This window comes from Dysgonomonas sp., assembly GCF_035323175.1.
Classification (GTDB): domain Bacteria; phylum Bacteroidota; class Bacteroidia; order Bacteroidales; family Dysgonomonadaceae; genus Dysgonomonas.
The window spans coordinates 113,945-131,526 of record NZ_DAOKYH010000011.1; the positions used below are offsets into that span (position 1 = coordinate 113,945).

Genomic DNA, 17,582 nt, shown 5'->3' on the forward strand with positions numbered 1-17,582 from the left:
TCTTTCATTTTTAGAAAATATTAGAATTTAATATTAATTCCTGTATTGAAGCCACGTAATGCAGGGTAGCTTCTAAAGTCGATAACTTCAGGATCAACCAACCCGAAAGCCGATTTTGTCCATAGATTTTGTCCACTGACAAAGATTTTGACTTTTACTCCCCCCAGATAGTTTCTCGAAAATGAATCAGGAAAAGTGTAGGCTACATTCAGATTTTTTAATCGTATATAATTTCCCGACTTCAGCCAGAATGAATTACTCATACCACTTGGAGCTACATTATAATTAGGGCTGGTAGAAAGTCTTGGGAAAAGAGCTGTTTCTGCCGTTTCGGGAGTCCAGCGTCTCAGAGTATGCTCATATGCCTGACTATAGGTATTACCCCAAGCAATGAAGCCTGTAGCATATTCCCATCCTGCGTCCGGGAAATATATCTCGCGATTATAAGCACCTTGAAACAAAGCCGATAGTTCAAATCCTTTATATTCGAATCCCAGATTCAATCCGAAAAAAGATAAAGGTTTATTACCGCCAATCACAGTCTGATCATATTCATTGATTTCTCCGTCTCCATTCATGTCTTTATATTTCAAGTCGCCGGGAACGATCTTATACCCCGATATGACAGGGCTATTCGCTACGTCCTCACGTGTTTGGAAAAAGCCCTCGGAAATAAGTCCGTAACGTGTACCCACTGAATTGCCTGTTCTGCGCATATAATCGTAAGGAACATTTTGTTCGTCTATAAATAGGATCTTGGACTGAGTAATACTCCAATTTCCGGTGACATAATAATTGAAGTCACCGATGTTATTCTGATAAGTTACAGACAAATCGACACCCTGATAACGGACTTTTCCTATATTTTCGCTAGGATAGTTCAAACCTATCAGCTCAATACTTTTTCCTCTAGTCATCAATAAATCAAAATACTTATCACTATAAAAGTCACCCGTAATCTGCAATTTGTTATTAAACAAGCTGGCATCCAGCCCCAGATTCAATTTATAGGCTCTTTCCCATGTCAGATTCGGATTAGCCAAACTATTATTGGTTTCGATAAGCCCAAGTGCCGGATCTGAATACCATGAAGTATAGCTCGATCCTTGAGGATAAGAAGCACTTGCTACTGCATTTATGTCAGTGTCATATTGTTGCCTCCATGTATAATAATTACTACGGCCTATACTGTTTCCGGTTTCACCGAATACTCCACGTAGCTTTAGTTTATTAACCCATTCAACAGATTCCATAAATGTTTCCTTGCTAATATCCCAGCCTAGGCCAAAGGCATAGAAAGTACCCCATCTTTTACCCGGCGCATACCTGTTGAGGTAACTCTGTGATATTGCTGCCTGAGCAAAATATTTATCTCCATAATTATATTTAAATTCACCATTGATATTAGCAGGTACTTCGGGTAATTGATAATTATCCAATACTTGTTTTATATCGGCTGATACATTACCCTCTATAGAGTGCACTGTATTTATCTTTTTTTTATAATTGAGAGCAACCTGACCGAAAAAATGTTGAAAATTAGATACTCCTACAAAGTCATTTTTCTGAGTTGCAATAGAACCAAAACGTTCATAATCACCTCCAGATCCGTCGGAATATGGAATATATTGATAAACCGGTTCTTGCTTGTTACGAAACAAAGCACTACGGCTTTGAGAAGAAACATTTCCAACGGCTGTAGCCGATAAGCCTTCAGCAAGCCAAGACATATCGTGATCAATGACAATATTACCATATCCGTCACGCATCATATCTTTTATATAACCTGAACTTATGGTTTTCGCCATCAGATTATTCTGATAGTTATTGTTACCGCCATAAGATCCGTTCGGGTTATAGATCGGGTAAACTCCACCGGGAAGACTGTATACATCATTCATTATGCTGCTCAATCCGGCTCCGGGCTGATTTCCTTCTTCTATACGCCCTATTATGGTAGCACTCATTTTCAGGTTATTCAAGACATTCACATTGATTTTGGAAGTCACCATATAACGTTCGTACGAAAGATTGGTATTGTAACTGTTTTTAGAATCTTCACGAAGTAACCCATCCTCACCAAAATACCCTAAGCTGACAAAATACTGAGCTGTTTTATTTCCTCCGGTAGCATTCAGATTATAGGATTGTATATTCGAACTACTCTTTAATATCTGGTCGTTCCAATTTACGTTTGGATATGCTGTTGGATTGCTTCCATTACGGAAAGATTCTATATCACTTGCCAAGTAAAGCCCTTTCTTTCCATCATTCACAAGGGCTTCGTTCAACAGATATGCCCATTGGTAAGATGGAAGGGGTTTTAGTGTTTTTATCGGCTCCTGAACACCATATCTGCCCGTAAATGAAATTTTAAACCCATCACCCACTGGTTTCTTCGTTGTCACATATAATACTCCACGCGAACTTCGTCCTCCTAAAAACATAGATGATAAAGCATCTTTCTGTATAGATACTGATTCGACACTCTCCATATCGAGATTAAATAATTCGCTCTGAAATCCATCTACTATGACAACTGGAGAATTTGCTCCTCGCATAATAAAACTGTATTGTGTATTATCATTGTATCCGACTTTGGAATCATCAGCCAAAGCTCCTATGAAATTGTTTGTTATTACACTCGGATCGGTAAACGTATTCCGATATCCTCTGGTTTGAGAAACATACAATCCCGGAAGCCTTCCGGCTAATGCCCCTAAAATATTAGCGGATAATGTAGGTGTTATCTCATCTGTATATATAGTAGAAGCTGCACCCAGATAACTTTGTTTAGAAACTGTCTTTCCGTAAGGAATATCCAAATTTTCAGGATTTTTCAATTTCTTTTCTTCCATGCCTATTTTTAGTACCTTATCTTTTGGCATATCCTTAGAAATTTTAATTTCTTTCACCAGATAAGCCGGATGTGTAAGGATAAGCGTAGTACCTGTACCGGCATTGATAGTGAATGTTCCGGTTTCATCGCTAGTTGCCTTTCCAACACTAGATTTAACTGATACTTCTACGCCTGACACAGGTTTCCCATATAAATCTACTACGACGCCCGAAAAACCTGAAGTACCGGTATTCGCTGCCACAGGCTCTTGGGCATAAACAGCCTCATATCCGCAAAACAACAATACTACCATAAGCAGAAAGCAACTCCTGCTTACTTTTTTATATATTGAATTATACATAAATTCTTGTTTTTAATTTTATACATTAATCTCACTTGCAAACAAAGTAGTATATGAATGGCTCTATCGGCCTTCCGGGACGTACCAACTCTTCCTCATAACCCGGCTCCATAGCTCCCGCCACCTTGTCATCATATTTGGACACATAGAGGCTTCCATCTTTGTTTGTGAAATAGTATTCGATACGCGTAATTGTCTCGTTGGACGGAACACTAAAATACCCTTCGGGCCATACTGTCCTGCTCCACATAACTCCCCATTGAGAGTCTTTTACCAATTTTGTTTTATCGGAAATCTCATCCACAGTGTACATATTCCCTTCTGCTGTATATGCTTTGGCATTGATATATATATCTGTTTCATCTATCAGAGGGTTATTATAATAATCACCGATATACTTGAATGTTAAAATATCGTTTTGAGTAGCATTACCCGGCGTTGCCTGATAAAAATGATATTGGCAAAAATCGATAGGTTCAGCACCTTCTCCGTCGGTTACGTCAAAGCAGTCTCCCCACATTACCTTCCAACGATCTTCATCTGTTCCCATACCGTCTCCGTCATAATTGACAAAGAATCCTATTTTAGCTCTTAAATTGTCAGATCCTGTCTTTATTTTTATCCTTACTTTTACAAATAAGGTGTATGCATTTGATCCATTGAAAATTGTCCACGGATCATCAGCCTGAAATGCAACCCATTGGGTATCATCCAAAATATTCGGATTACGTCCCCCCACAGCATTAAGAAGCGCTTGACTCCAAGTCAGACCGGGTTGGCTTTTCGGAGAAGTACCTTCGGGTATTGGTGACATTTTATATTCGGTGCCCAAATCTTCATTATTTTCCCATGTCAATATTGCAGACTTAGCTTCTGTCCATGCTTTTGGCACATTAAGAGCTACAATTAGCCGATGAGTTTCATTATCATAATTTGATGCACATTTTACATACATGATATATTCGGCATATTCGCCAGCTTTCACTGAATTTGTTTTATAGATAATCGGCGAATTATTGTCCTGATATTCATCCTTAAATACATCTCCGTGGTTTTCATACCATGCTATACCACAAGAAATAAATATAACAAGAACCAACAGGCAGCCGAGTATTTTATATATCAATATTCTGTTCTTCAATTTTAGTTTCATGGCTTTCAATTTTAATTATTAGGCACTTTTTTAAGAACATAAGAATAAATATTACTGTAGCAGCCCGGAGAGAAAGAAAGGGTTATCTGTCGTTCTCCACCTACAGTCTGATATTCGAATGCAGAGGTATTCGATTCTGCTGAAGCTTCTTCCTTGAATATTAATTTTGTAGGATATTGAGGATCATTTACATCCCAAGTACCTCCTTGGCGCACCAAGAAAGGAAGGTAATTATCTATGGTATAGGTATTGTCATCCTTTAGATTGATTCTAAAGTAACTGAAATCCATAATTTTGGTTATGTCCAAACCATTTCTTGTTGCCTTGGTTATGTACCAAGTGCCTGCAATTTCTTTAACTGGTTCATCCCCTGTATAATCGGTAGAGTCTTTGAACTTATCGCAGGAAATGAATAGTTGTACCATAATAAAAAGTATAAAATACTTTTTTATAGCTAGTTTTTTCATGATAAATCTTTGTTTACGGAATTAGAATAAAGTGTATTCTTTACTAATAATTAGGATTCTGTATCAAGTTCGGAGATTTGGATGTTTCCGAATATGGTATCGGCCAGAAATACATTGCCTTTCTGAAAGAGCGTTGCCTTACATCAAAACGTTTATAGGTCTTACCTCCTCCTGCTTTCAATTGTACCTCCATACCCGTCATCATCTGATTGTCTGTTTGTTCTGCAATTTTCCAACGTCGCACATCAAAGAACCGCATCCCCTCGATTGCAAACTCTATACGTCTCTCATTCCTAAGAGCTTCACGCATCTCTAAGCGAGTCATATTTGGTTTCAACCCATACATCCCATCTTCTCCGGCATCAATTCCTCCTCTGGCTCTGATATCTTTCAGAATTGTATATGTTTCTTCGCTTGCAGGAACTAGATCAGATTCACCACTGTTTGCCATCTTATATTCGTTCATGGCTTCGGCATAATCCATATATATTTCGGCAAATCGCATAAGAGGTGTTTCTTCGGGACCTCCATGAACAGAGTTTGCTGCCAGATGTCTATTTACCATTTTATTGATATAATATCCGGTAGGTGTTCCTTGATGTACAGCATCTTTACCCGAAGACGATCCATCTACATTAAGATAGGTATTTACCGGAGCATAAGCGTCGTTTCCAATCATGAGAACAGTCTGATCATGAACTACTGTATTGTAAAAACGTGGGTCACGTCCCTTATAAGGATCATTTGGGTCGTAACCAGATGTAGGATCGGTAATGGGTTTTCCATTCTTCATCGGAAATGCATCAACCAGATTTTGATATATAAATCCGCTATTTGCCGCACCTCGTGATGGTGGTTGAAACCAAGTTTCTCTTGCTACACGTCCTAAGCTACGATCTTCGAAAATAGATTCGACAAGAGATCCCGGTCGGTATGCAGCATCCGATGACATAAACAGAGCATAAAATCCATGTCCGGGATCGGCTGCATTATTATTTTTAGGATCTGTATTCAGTACATACAATTGATATCTACCTAGTGCTAAAAAACTATAAGCTGCATCCATCGCTTCCTTCCAACGCTCCTTATCATATTCGGGATAACCGACAAGCTCTGCCGGGACATTGGTTCCGGCAACAAGGTCACTGTTTCCGTTGAATAAAGGGCTGGCTGCATACATCTTCATACGTGCAATCAAAGCCTTACAAGCACCTCCCCCTGCACGTCCATAATATGTACCTGAAGGTTTCACATTCAGATCTTTTTCTGCCGTTTTACACTCTTCAACGATATACTTCAAACAGGCATCGTATGTATCACGTATGTCTTTAGGTTTGTCACCCTCTGCATAAATCGTATCGCCAATCAGAGGTACCCCCCCATAATGCTTCATCAGAATATGGTAATACCATGCACGTAAGAAACGAGCCTCTGCCTTAAGGCGCAACTTTCTGCTATTTTGCAAAGGAGCTTGCTCTAGCCCTTTGAAGAATAAGTTTACCCTTCTTATGTTCTGATAAGGTATACGCCAAGCATCATCAGTTATAACCACAGGATTGACAGTCCCCATGGCAAACTGCAAATCGGCCGTTACCTCGGACGAGGTTCTGAACTCGGCTTCGTCAGATGCTGTTTGAAGACCACCTAGAGTAGAATTGTTTTTACTGAAACGATTGCCTCTGGTATCGAATCCTATATCACGATAGATTTCGTTCAGAAAGCCCTCGGTCAGCGCACTGTCAGAGAAAACCTTATTGTAATCAAGGTCTGTGGTCACAGTTTCGTCGAGGAAACTGGTGTCGCTACAGGAAAAATTTCCATACAGTATCATTATTATAAATAATGAATAGAAAATGTTTTTCATATACATAAGATATTAAATTAAGTAGGTTTATAATTTATCTACATGCCCCATTTCTCATTGGGTTTATCACCCATATAAAGTTCCAATAATCCACCATTCACAATGTCTTTAAAGTCGATATAACATTTATTATAATTTGTTCCATTCAGCACAGCTTTCTGTATATATACATTCTTAGGAGAGTTATTATGAGTTACGATTGTAAACTTATCTCCTTTGAAGTATTCCTGATCGAGCTTAATCTCTATTTTATCAAATACCGGACTGCTGATTTCGAAGCGGGTATCTCCCGGACATACCGGGTGTATACCTGATGCCGCAAGCACATACCAAGCAGACATTTGACCAACATCTTCGTTTCCTACAATGCCCTCTACTTTGTTTGCATAGGCATTGCTGCAAATATGACGCACCCACTTTTGAGTAAGCCATGGTGCTCCTAAACGGTTGAAAAGAAAAGGAACATGATGTACAGGCTCATTGGCATGATTGTAATAATCATTCCACAAGAGATTATCAGGTGTCTTTTCAAAAAAGCTAGTAAGATCTGCCACTACTTTATCACGTCCACCCATTAGTTCTACCATTCCCGGCACGTCATGCGGAACAAACCATCCCTGCTGATATGAATTAGATTCCACACATCCATACCATTCTTTGCTACGGGCATTTTCGGGCCATTTTTCCCATGATCCATCTTCAAGTCTAGGGCGAAACCAACCTTTCTCTTTATCAAAAATATTCCTATAAGCTTGTCCTTTTTGATAAAATATCTTTTCATCCTCAGTTTTTCCTAACTCTTTTGCCAAACGAGAGATACACCAATCGGTATATGCATATTCCAATGTTTGAGAAATACCTAAAGGAGGCCCTGTATAACCTAATTTATCGTTACCAAATTTTTGTGAAGTATTGATCGCGTATTTATATGCTTTGTCGATATCATAATTGCGAATACCCTTCATGTAAGCATCGGTTAAAACAGACAACGCCGGATTACCGATCATACAACCTGAATATGCATTCATTATTTCCCAACGTTCGTAATACTCTCGTCCGCTCTCGTCGGCCAGTGTGATCAATGAGTTTAGCTGATCATTGACCAGTGCGGGGTTAATAATTGTTTGAAGTGGAAATTGACTGCGAAATACGTCCCAACCGCTGAAGATTGTGCGTTTTTTGAAGGCTGATGCTTGATGAATCTTTTTATCTCCTCCTATATATCGCCCATCTACATCTGTAAAGATGCGTGGATCTATCATTGTATGATAAAGCGAGGTATAGAATATTATTTTCTCGTCTTTAGTCCCTCCTTCTATCTTTATACGGCTCAGTTCATTATTCCATAGTTTTTTTGCTTCAGCACGAATATTATCGAAGTTTTTATTTCCTATGTCCGCTTTGAGATTTTTTTCTGCACCATCTATGTCTACAAAGGAAATTCCTACCTTCAATGTAACTTCTTCTCCTTTATGAGTTTCAAATTCGGTAAAAAAACCAAGGTGTTTTCCCTCTATTTCTTTCTTATCTCTGATAATCGGAGCTTCAGAGACTCTTTGCAGATAGGGAATACTGATAACCTCTTCTCTTTTTCTCTTCCAGTTATCAGGAATATCTGCACTCCAAAAACCATAATTATTTAGTGGTTTACTAAATTGAGCATGAAAGTATACAGTATAGTCAGCATTGCCTTCTCCATTGCCCCAACCTCCACCATCGGGAGTACATCTCATCCATCCTTGGATAGTGCTATCGTTCAGAACTTTTACATATTGGTATACAGACGTTCCTCCTACTCTGCGAGCCAAATCAATTTGTATCCTAGATTGCTTATTTGCAGGAAATGTGAACCTTAACATTCCGCTATGAGGAGCTGCTGTAGCTTCTACTTTTATATTATAATCGGTAAGCTGTGCCGAATAATAACCGGCTTCAGCAGTTTCTGTATCTTTATTGTACGAAGAACGATATCCTCTGATGCTTCCATCTTCCTTACCGGCTATCGTCTTTAATGTGCCGATAGTAGGCATAACTAGAAAATTGCCTAAATCGCCATACCATCCCACACCACTCATTTGAGTAAATGCAAACCCTTCGATAGTTTTGTGTTCGTAACTGTAGCCGGGGCTGTTGTCTCCTCCGGTAATTGTATTCGGACTGACCTGAACCATACCATAAGGAGTAGTTGCTCCCGGAAAAGTTTTTCCTAAGCCGTGATAAACTCCGGCTGCTCCGACACTGGTACTAGCACCGATAAAAGGATTAACATAATCGGAAGGGGCAAAATCTTCTAAGGGTTTAACATCTGAAGCACAGCTTGCTACTATCAGGCACAAACCGGCCATAGAGGCTATTATAGATCTATACATAATAAGTGGTTATATTCTTTAATTATTTAGTTTGCTTTCTTTAGTAATAATGTTTTTAGACCGAAACGAGGCATAGATATAGATACTTTGTTTTTATCTATTACCTTTTTTGAAATAGCATTTCCGTTTAAATCAACTTCTTTTATATCAGCAACCGGAAATCCGAATGCAATTCTTCTTATCGATCCGTCTCCTTCTGCATTGAATAAACGAATTAGAATATTGTCATCCTTGACTTTAAAAGCACTTATTTCATAGCCGGACTTGTCTATATTTATAAATGATTTATCAGCCAACGGTATATTTTTATGAGAAGATGTTATTAGAGGTTCATTCCATTTATTATTTTCTATCGATATATTCGCTTGATCCCATTTTCCGCTGTGTGGAACTATTGCATATTTCATCTTCAAAGGATGGGTAATTTTATAATCGGGTCCCCATAAACCAATACCCGAATATTGGGCTGTGAGTGCTAGTGGAAAATCTTTTCCATGTGAATAGGAAGTGGTATGGTCAGAAAATATAGCAAATCCATATTTCTGATCTTTTTGTACAAGGTCTACCCAATTCAGTATAATGTTATGTTTAATTCCGTCCCATGTATTGAAAAAAGTATTTTCGAGTTTACTTTCACATACATCAAATGGGGCATTTTTATATAGAGTGGAAAAAGACAGGGCTACAGGAAACAGTACATTCAACTTAAATCTGTCGTCAGTAAAAGCTCGTCTGTTATCTCGCCAATTTAGTCCCTGCTTGTACTCCCCTATCCCAACATTATTTTTCCAATTAACGGTCAGATCAAAGTCTATACGCTTTTGCCCGTTGGTTAATGTTATTATCTGAACAAAAGGATGTGAGGCTATTTCGCCTTCTATTTTGACGCTTGTGCGAAGGAAATTATCCTCTAATACTGTTATTTTTGCCCGAGCATCGGTTGTCGAATAAAATTTATTTTCGTCATAGAAATGTCCTCTGAGTTCCCCAAAATTGAATTCGTTATCTTTATCTACATATTCTTTACTATCTTCCATTTTTGCTATAAGGCTTTTGATTGTACCTCCTTTGGAAGGATTTAGAGTTATCCTATACATATTGCTTTCGAGGATATAATTTCCATCGGTATCAACGTGTACAGAAGTTTTCTTATTGATCACAACCTTTTTATGCGAAACAAGAAATGTAGCATAACCGAAAGCCGGAACTTCTGCCTGAAAGGATATGTAAGAGGAATCTCCTATCTGTTGAGAATAAGATGATAATAGTTCATTTTTTGAATTATATACCACAACTTCCCCTTCCTTATTAGAAGGAATTAGCGCTTTAACGAGCTCAGTACGTTTTACACCTAGAGTATTATATACTCTGATATATGCCCTATTTTCAGTATTCCGACTAATACTTGTATTGTAAGAATCGACAGCTTCGTCAATCACTTTTTCGGATATTTCATTCGTATTATTTGTCCACAGAGTGATTTCCTGAGCCCATGTACGATCTTTTTTCAGACGGTTGTAAGGCACTATCCACGAATCATGATGCTGTGCCATCATCAGTGTACGCCAAGCTTCATCGATTCTCTCCTGAGCAGGATTATATTTATTATCAAGATTTGCCATAGCTGCCATTTTCTCAGCCATTATTATTTTATTCTCCGAAACACGAACTTCTTGAGCAATTTTCTGTAGCACCTGACTGCCCCACATAAGATTTACATGTATATCTTCTTGTGAGAAGTAATAATTATTATTCGTTTTTTTGTCCGAAATATTCTCGAAATAATTTCTCCAAGTAGTATATATAGATTTATTTTTGACATTTGCTCCATAGCCTAACCAGGGACCATTTTTCCATCCGGCATCCTGATAACACATCCCAACTGGATTTTCTATGCCTTGATTGAAAGAAGTCTCAAGATATGCTTCGGAATTATTCCATGCTTTGGTCTGCCATGTCGAATTATCTTCAAGTTCTTCACTGGCATAACGAGGCACTGTGAGTATAGCAGTTCCATCAGTACCGATCCAGTTCACCAACTGCCCTCCATAAGGGGCAGTATATCCGCCCCAACAGGTATTAGGGCATTTCAACACTGCATATTTGAAACCAAACAATCTTAATATCTGAGGGAGGCTACTTGTGAAACAAGGTTCCTCTACCGAATAAGTAGTGAAAGCAACATCGGGAAAATGTTGGTGTATCTTTTTTATACCATATTCAAACTGGCGTATAATACTTTCCCCTGATATATTGTAACAATAAGGTTGAGCATAAGCCGGATTTGTAAATTCGACTCTTTTATCTGTCGCAATATTTTTAAAATTATTATAGGCTACGGGGTCTTTTACTTTTACAGTATCCCATGTCTCAGGTTCTATTTCGAGTCCGAGCTGCCAGTCGGGATGCTCGGTAAGCTTATCGACCATAAATTGAGTAACCCAAACCGGATAATGCCCGTAAACTCCACCATGATAGCCGTCTACAAAATATGCCTTCTGCTGCGAAAAAAGATTACCATAAAAAGAAAAAACTGCAAGGATAGTAACAACGCCTGTTTTCAACATAATCACACAATCGCTTATTTAACTTTCACTAAGGTTATTATTCTCTTAATAGGCGTATTTATATTATATATAGTAGATAGAAGCAAGTCCATCTCATCTTGCCATACCTTTCTTACTTCAGGATATCTTGCTTTGCTATACAGGTCACGCCTAATATTTATCCAGACATTCGAGCTTTTATTTTCATCCAGAATTTTAACAGCTTCCTCAGTATTAGGATCTGTTATACCTTTTGGCAAGAAAAAATTGAATTGTACCCACGCATATTCACGGAAGCGTTTTTCTATCTCCCATCGCTCTTCATTCAAAAACATAACCTTTAGCGCTTGTTTATACTGTGGTGTATTAAGTGTTGCCAGATTGATGCCTTTGGCAAATTCGGCAGAAGACCAAGTTCCTATATTTTCTCCGTCTATCTGAAGACAGTAGTTGCCCTTCAGCCCTTTCACTGTCAACATCTCTTTATTCATCTCATCGATAAAAGGCACTGTTTTTATAGCTTCAGCCTGACTCTTTTTCTGTTCCCATCCCCGAGCAATCGTGTCCATAGGATATGGTAAAGCTTTTGCTAGGTAATTGAAACTTAAACCTGTAGAAGTCTTTTTAATATCTGTTATTTCACAATTTGAAGAAGAAATTATAGAAGTATTGGGAGCATCTATACTTATTTCAGCCACTTCCTTACCTGCAAATCCCTGAGCTTTCAATATCAGATAAGCCATAACCATATGTCCATCATTATCAGGATGAATACGGTCTTTTCCACAAAGGGTGAATGTTGGATCTTTTTGCTGAAACTGACTATTAAGTGCGATCATTGGTTGATTAAGATCAAAAAACTGCCAGCCATTAGCCTTTGCCGATTCTCTTTGAAAATCAACAATTCGAAGCATCGCTTTATTTTTATTCCGAAAAGGTGTATTTCCTTCTATTTTTGCAGTTTCATCGTAAGGAGAGCTACCCATCAATACAATTTTAGTATTAACAAGATTCTTGTATCTCGCCTCCATCTGTTTATAAGCATCATAAGATGCTTTTACTTTCTCATCTGCAAATTTTTCAGGCTGGTCACCATTGTATTCAAGATATCCCGAATCATTCATACCAAAAGTTGTAATGAGAACGGTTGGTCTTTTACTGAATACGTCTCCATCGAGTCTCCGAACCATGTCTATAGCCTGATCCCCTCCTATTCCTGCATTCATAATAGTTAATCTCATTTCAGGAAAGCGTGTCATATAATAAAGCCATATATATGAATGATAATGACCTCCATCAGTAATACTATTACCTAGAAAAACAACCCTGTCGCCATTCTTGAAAGGAGTTATTTCCTGAGCTATCGTAACGGATGCACTCAAAAAGAGCAGATAAAATAGAATTAGATTTTTCATTTTCATGTATTAGATTAAAAATAAAAATAGATTGAACTTTTAATGGCGGCTTATTAGCCATATATAGAATAAAGATTTTTCATAGTTATGAAATACCTCAAAAACTATATATGCAAATATATGAGCAGATAGACCCTATTTGTTTATGTAAGTAAGCTTTTAAGTAGGTTTTTTGGGCAGAATAAAAACGTGTATACACTGTTTATAAGACAGATATAAAAAAAAAGACATAGAGTTTTGGTAAGTATTTTAGAAGGCTTTTTTATGATAAATTTCCTATTTTTTTCACCTCATCTTCAAAATTTTCACTCGTGATCGCTTTACTTCTTATTACTTTACTCTTATAATTGTAGATGGTTTGAATAGAGTAACGGAGAAATGTAGCTACTTGATCCATATCATTTATCCCAAGACGGATAAGTGCAAAAATACGTAATTCAGTATTTAGCTGATTTTTTCCCAATCTGTAACGTTCGTCTTCTTTCAACAGATTATTAAACTCTTCTACAAAATTGGGATATATCTTAAAAAAAGCTCTGTCGAAGGTTGTGTATAAATCTTCCACCTCTTTTTCTAAATCGCGCGAAGATGAAGTCTGCTTGAGTAGTTCTTCCACCTGTCCGGCTTTTATCTTTCTATTTACATTTTTTCTAAAATCATCCAACTTATCGATGTAAATAGCACATTGATTCATGAAAATACCGATATACCTCTCTTTTATCAAACTAACTTCGTCTAGCTTCTTATTTACACTCGCTAATTGTTCATTCGCAGCTTTCAGATTTTTCTTTGCTCTTGATACAATCTTAATTTGTCGGTAAATAAAATATAAAACAATACCCAACACAACAACAAAGCAACTTGTGAGAATAGAATAAATTCTGAGATTCTGCTTTTGCTGCTCAATACGATATAAATAAGTATCTTCAATGATAGGATACACACGTGCTATAATTGTATTTCTAAAACGAGAATTAAAAAAATTTGCATCATCCAAAGCAATCCTTATATAATTATATGCCCTATTCATATCTCCTTTGTCATACAAATAAATAGCCAAAGCAAGGAGAGCCTCATTCTCCTTGACTGCTAACTGGGTATCGGTTATAGCTGCCAGAATCATATACTTTTCTTCCATTGCGCTATTTCCCATATATTTATATATTTTAGCCAAACTCATTGCATCCATAGCATATCCATGAGTTGGAGAGTCTTGTTTGTTAAATATATTGAGAAGAATCTCACAGGCTTTTTTATATTGCCCTTCATCTTGAAGTTTGAATGCCATTTCCTTACTATACATATCCGAGCCTTCGCTCAATAGAGATGTAAGTCTCTCGCGATAGTTTTCCTTTTCTTTCAGATAAAAGCTCTCATATTGGGAGTCATCTGTGTATTTAATTAAATTTTCGTAATACCTGATATATGTCCAACAATACGACAACTTAAGATATATAGGTAATTCATCATATTCAATTGCCTTAAGCGTTTCCAAAGCCTGAGTAAATAGTCCTGAGATACACAAGATGAATGATAAATCTAACTTATTCTGATTTAGATATTCTTTATTACCTAATTTTTCGGCTATTATAATATTTTTATTTATATACTTTATAGCAGAGTCACACTGGAAAGATCTGTATTCTGATATGATGCTTTCATTAATATTATATTCATCGCCCAGAGTTTTCGGATTATCTAGTTGAGCTATTAATCTTTTGATTTTAGCTTCCTTTTCGGCTATATATATCGAACGGTTCTGTGTTGTTTTGTCCAGTACTGTTAACAAAGAATCTATTTCATTTTCAGAAAACGCATTCAAAGACAGAACAAAACAAAGCAAAAAAATTAAAGCTCTCATAAAAGCATATAGAGTGGTGAAAATCTTCTACACAAAACTAATAAGATTTTTTCAGAATCCCTATTAGTTAGAAGAAATAGATGTAAGACAAAATTTTAGTTATCTATATATACAAACTTATAATGTATAAAAATATAAATTCTTTTGATTTATATCCCCATTTGAAAGTTCAAATAATACCAATCCAAATATTTTCCATAGGAAATTTGTTTCTTTGGAAAATTATATTTTACTTTGCAATATATTTCTAAAGGATATTATTTCCAACAGACATTTTATTGATATAAATAATATTAAAATATAAAATGAAAAAGGCAAGTATTATTATTAGTGCGATTCTGGTTAGTTTTCTAACGCAAGCGCAGAATCTCCGGCATATTTCGGTAAAAGATGCAGTAGAGATTGCAGTGAAAAATAACAACAATGTTAAAATATCTGAGTTGGATGAAAAAGTAGCGAATGCAAATTATCATCAAACAGATGCCGTTTTTCTCCCACAGGTGACGGTTGGATATACCGCTTTAAGTACAAATAACCCACTAAATGCTTTCGGATTTCTATTGCAGCAAGAATCTGTTACTGCGATGGACTTCGATCCTGCCAAACTGAATAATCCCGGAGCAAGACAAAATTACAGTGCTCAGGTAGAAGCCAAAATGCCTTTGCTAAATATGGATATGATTTATGCTCGTAAAGGAGCTAAAGCACAAGAAGAGGTTTACAAATACAAAACGGAACGAGCCAAAGAATACATCGAATTTGGAGTACGAAAGGCATATACTCAATTACAAATGTCGTATCAGGCTCGAAACATCCTTCAAAAATCGTTATCGGATGTGAAACAAATACATCAATCAGTTTCCAATTTTTATAATCAAGGATTAGTTCAGAAATCGGATGTACTGAATGCTCAAGTACAAGTCAATACAATTGAAACAGCATTGGCAAAAGCCGAAAGTAATATACAGAATGCCTCAGACGGATTGCGTCTTCTGATGGGATTGGAAACAAGTAGTGATGTATATACAACAGATTCGTTGTTGCAAGATATAAGCCTATATCAAGACAGAGAACTTTCGTCTTATCGTTCCGATATCATGGCACTAAACAAAGCTTTAGATGCAACAAACTTGATGGTAAAATCCTCAAAGATGGCATTCCTACCACGTATCAATGCTTTTGGTTCATATAGCCTGAATGATTCGAAGGCTTTCAAATTTGGGAATGATTCTTATTTGGTCGGTATAAATCTAAGCTGGACAATATTTTCAGGTAATCAAAACCGGAGTAAGATGAAATCGGCACAATTCCAACGAGATAAAATGCAAGAAGAGCTCAACCTGCATATCAAAAAAGAAGAACTAGAGCTAAATAAAACCAAACGTGATCTGAACGATTCCCAAATCGAGATCAACAAGCAAAAGGCCAGCGTGGAACAAGCAGATGAAGCATTACGTATTCTCTCCAATCGTCACCGAGAAGGTTTAGCGAGTACCACAGATCTATTGATGGCACAAGCTCAATTCTTTCAACAAAAACTTATGCTATCTCAATCTATTATGTCGTATAATATAACGGATGCATACCTCAATTTTTTATCAAAAACTAAGTAACAAATAAAATCGATAAATAGATATGAAAACTTTAAGAAATGCATTTTTAGGAATAGTGGGAATATCAACTCTTTACTCCTGCTCTTCTTCTGATAAATTAGAGGATAAAGATAAGACTATAGTAAAAGTAGAAGCTTACTCTCCGGCCCAATCTACAAACGAAGGATTTTACCTTAGCGGTGAGGTCACAGCCAAGCAAACAGCTAATATCAGCACCCGAATGATGGGCTATATAAACAAGATATATGTAAAACCAGGCGACAAGGTAGCATCAGGACAACTCCTCGTATCTATTAGCAGCGATGACATTCTGGCAAAAAAGGCTCAGGTACAAGCCATGATTACGGAGGCTGAAGCAGCAGCAAAAAATGCCCAACGTGATTATGAGCGTTTCAAAACACTACGCAACCAAAACAGTGTATCTGATAAGGAACTCGAAAATGTGGCTTTGCAGAATACTTCGATGAATGCCAGAGTACACATGGCTCGCCAACAGATGAACGAAGTAAATGCGATGCTTTCCTACACCAATATACGTGCTCCATTTTCGGGCGTCGTAACACAAAAAATGGTAGACGAAGGGAGCATGGCAAATCCGGGAATGCCTATTTTGACAATTGAGCAGAATGGTGAATTGCAGGTTATAGCATCTATCCCCGAAAACTATATACAGTATGTAAAAGTAGGCGATGTAGCCAAAATGGAATTGAAATCATTAGGCATAACGATCGATGGAAAAGTATCCGAACTCAGTCCGTCGGCATTCCGCACAGGAGGACAATACTCGATGAAGTTGGCTATTGACAGCAAAGATAAAGAAAATATACGTCCGGGAATGTATGTAAATATATTGATACCGAATAAAAGAAGTGAGAATATTACATCTAAAATCATGCTAGACAAAAGCTCTATTGTATACCGTGATCAGCTTACGGGAGTATATGTGATAGACGACCAAAGTCAAGCTAATCTTCGCTGGATACGTTTAGGCAAGACAATCGGCAATCAGGTAGAAGTACTTTCGGGGTTGAGCCAAAATGACAAAATTGTATCCAAAGCCGAAGGCAAATTATATAACGGAGTAAAAGTATCTG

10 protein-coding genes are annotated in these 17,582 nt (G+C 37.2%); 2 read left to right on the top strand and 8 right to left on the bottom strand.

The window, feature by feature from the left end:
• Positions 1-20 precede the first annotated feature (20 nt).
• The 8 genes from PKC55_RS13280 to susR form a co-directional block, all read right to left on the bottom strand.
• Entirely contained in the window at positions 21-3,200 is a 3,180-nt protein-coding gene (locus tag PKC55_RS13280; protein WP_291126667.1) for a SusC/RagA family TonB-linked outer membrane protein, read from the bottom strand.
• A 31-nt stretch (positions 3,201-3,231) separates the two neighbouring features.
• Positions 3,232-4,353, bottom strand: coding sequence for a DUF4961 domain-containing protein (locus PKC55_RS13285; RefSeq protein ID WP_283687054.1), 1,122 nt, complete (start codon positions 4,351-4,353; stop codon positions 3,232-3,234).
• An 11-nt stretch (positions 4,354-4,364) separates the two neighbouring features.
• Entirely contained in the window at positions 4,365-4,820 is a 456-nt protein-coding gene (locus PKC55_RS13290) for a DUF5004 domain-containing protein (RefSeq protein WP_283687053.1), read from the bottom strand.
• 43 nt (positions 4,821-4,863) lie between these two features.
• Positions 4,864-6,684, bottom strand: a complete 1,821-nt coding sequence (locus PKC55_RS13295; RefSeq protein ID WP_283687052.1) for a RagB/SusD family nutrient uptake outer membrane protein — start codon at positions 6,682-6,684, stop codon at positions 4,864-4,866.
• 38 nt (positions 6,685-6,722) lie between these two features.
• Positions 6,723-9,029, bottom strand: coding sequence for a GH92 family glycosyl hydrolase (locus tag PKC55_RS13300; RefSeq protein ID WP_414647296.1), 2,307 nt, complete (start codon positions 9,027-9,029; stop codon positions 6,723-6,725).
• Positions 9,030-9,079: 50 nt separating this feature from the next.
• The gene (locus PKC55_RS13305; protein WP_283687050.1) at positions 9,080-11,620 is read right to left on the bottom strand and encodes a glycoside hydrolase family 38 C-terminal domain-containing protein; all 2,541 of its coding nucleotides are present in this window, start codon (positions 11,618-11,620) and stop codon (positions 9,080-9,082) included.
• 14 nt (positions 11,621-11,634) lie between these two features.
• A complete protein-coding gene (locus PKC55_RS13310) occupies positions 11,635-13,020 on the bottom strand; it encodes an SGNH/GDSL hydrolase family protein (RefSeq protein ID WP_283687049.1) in 1,386 nt (461 codons plus the stop codon).
• 256 nt (positions 13,021-13,276) lie between these two features.
• Positions 13,277-14,875 (bottom strand): SusR family glycan utilization regulator, encoded by a 1,599-nt coding sequence (susR, locus tag PKC55_RS13315; protein ID WP_283687048.1) that lies wholly within the window; start codon positions 14,873-14,875, stop codon positions 13,277-13,279.
• Positions 14,876-15,180: 305 nt separating this feature from the next.
• Between susR and PKC55_RS13320 the strand changes: the two genes are divergently transcribed.
• On the top strand, positions 15,181-16,488 hold the full coding sequence (locus PKC55_RS13320) for a TolC family protein (protein ID WP_324373374.1): 1,308 nt from the start codon (positions 15,181-15,183) through the stop codon (positions 16,486-16,488).
• 22 nt (positions 16,489-16,510) lie between these two features.
• Positions 16,511-17,582 (top strand): efflux RND transporter periplasmic adaptor subunit (locus PKC55_RS13325; RefSeq protein WP_324373376.1); only part of this gene is annotated, 1,072 nt, incomplete at its 3' end.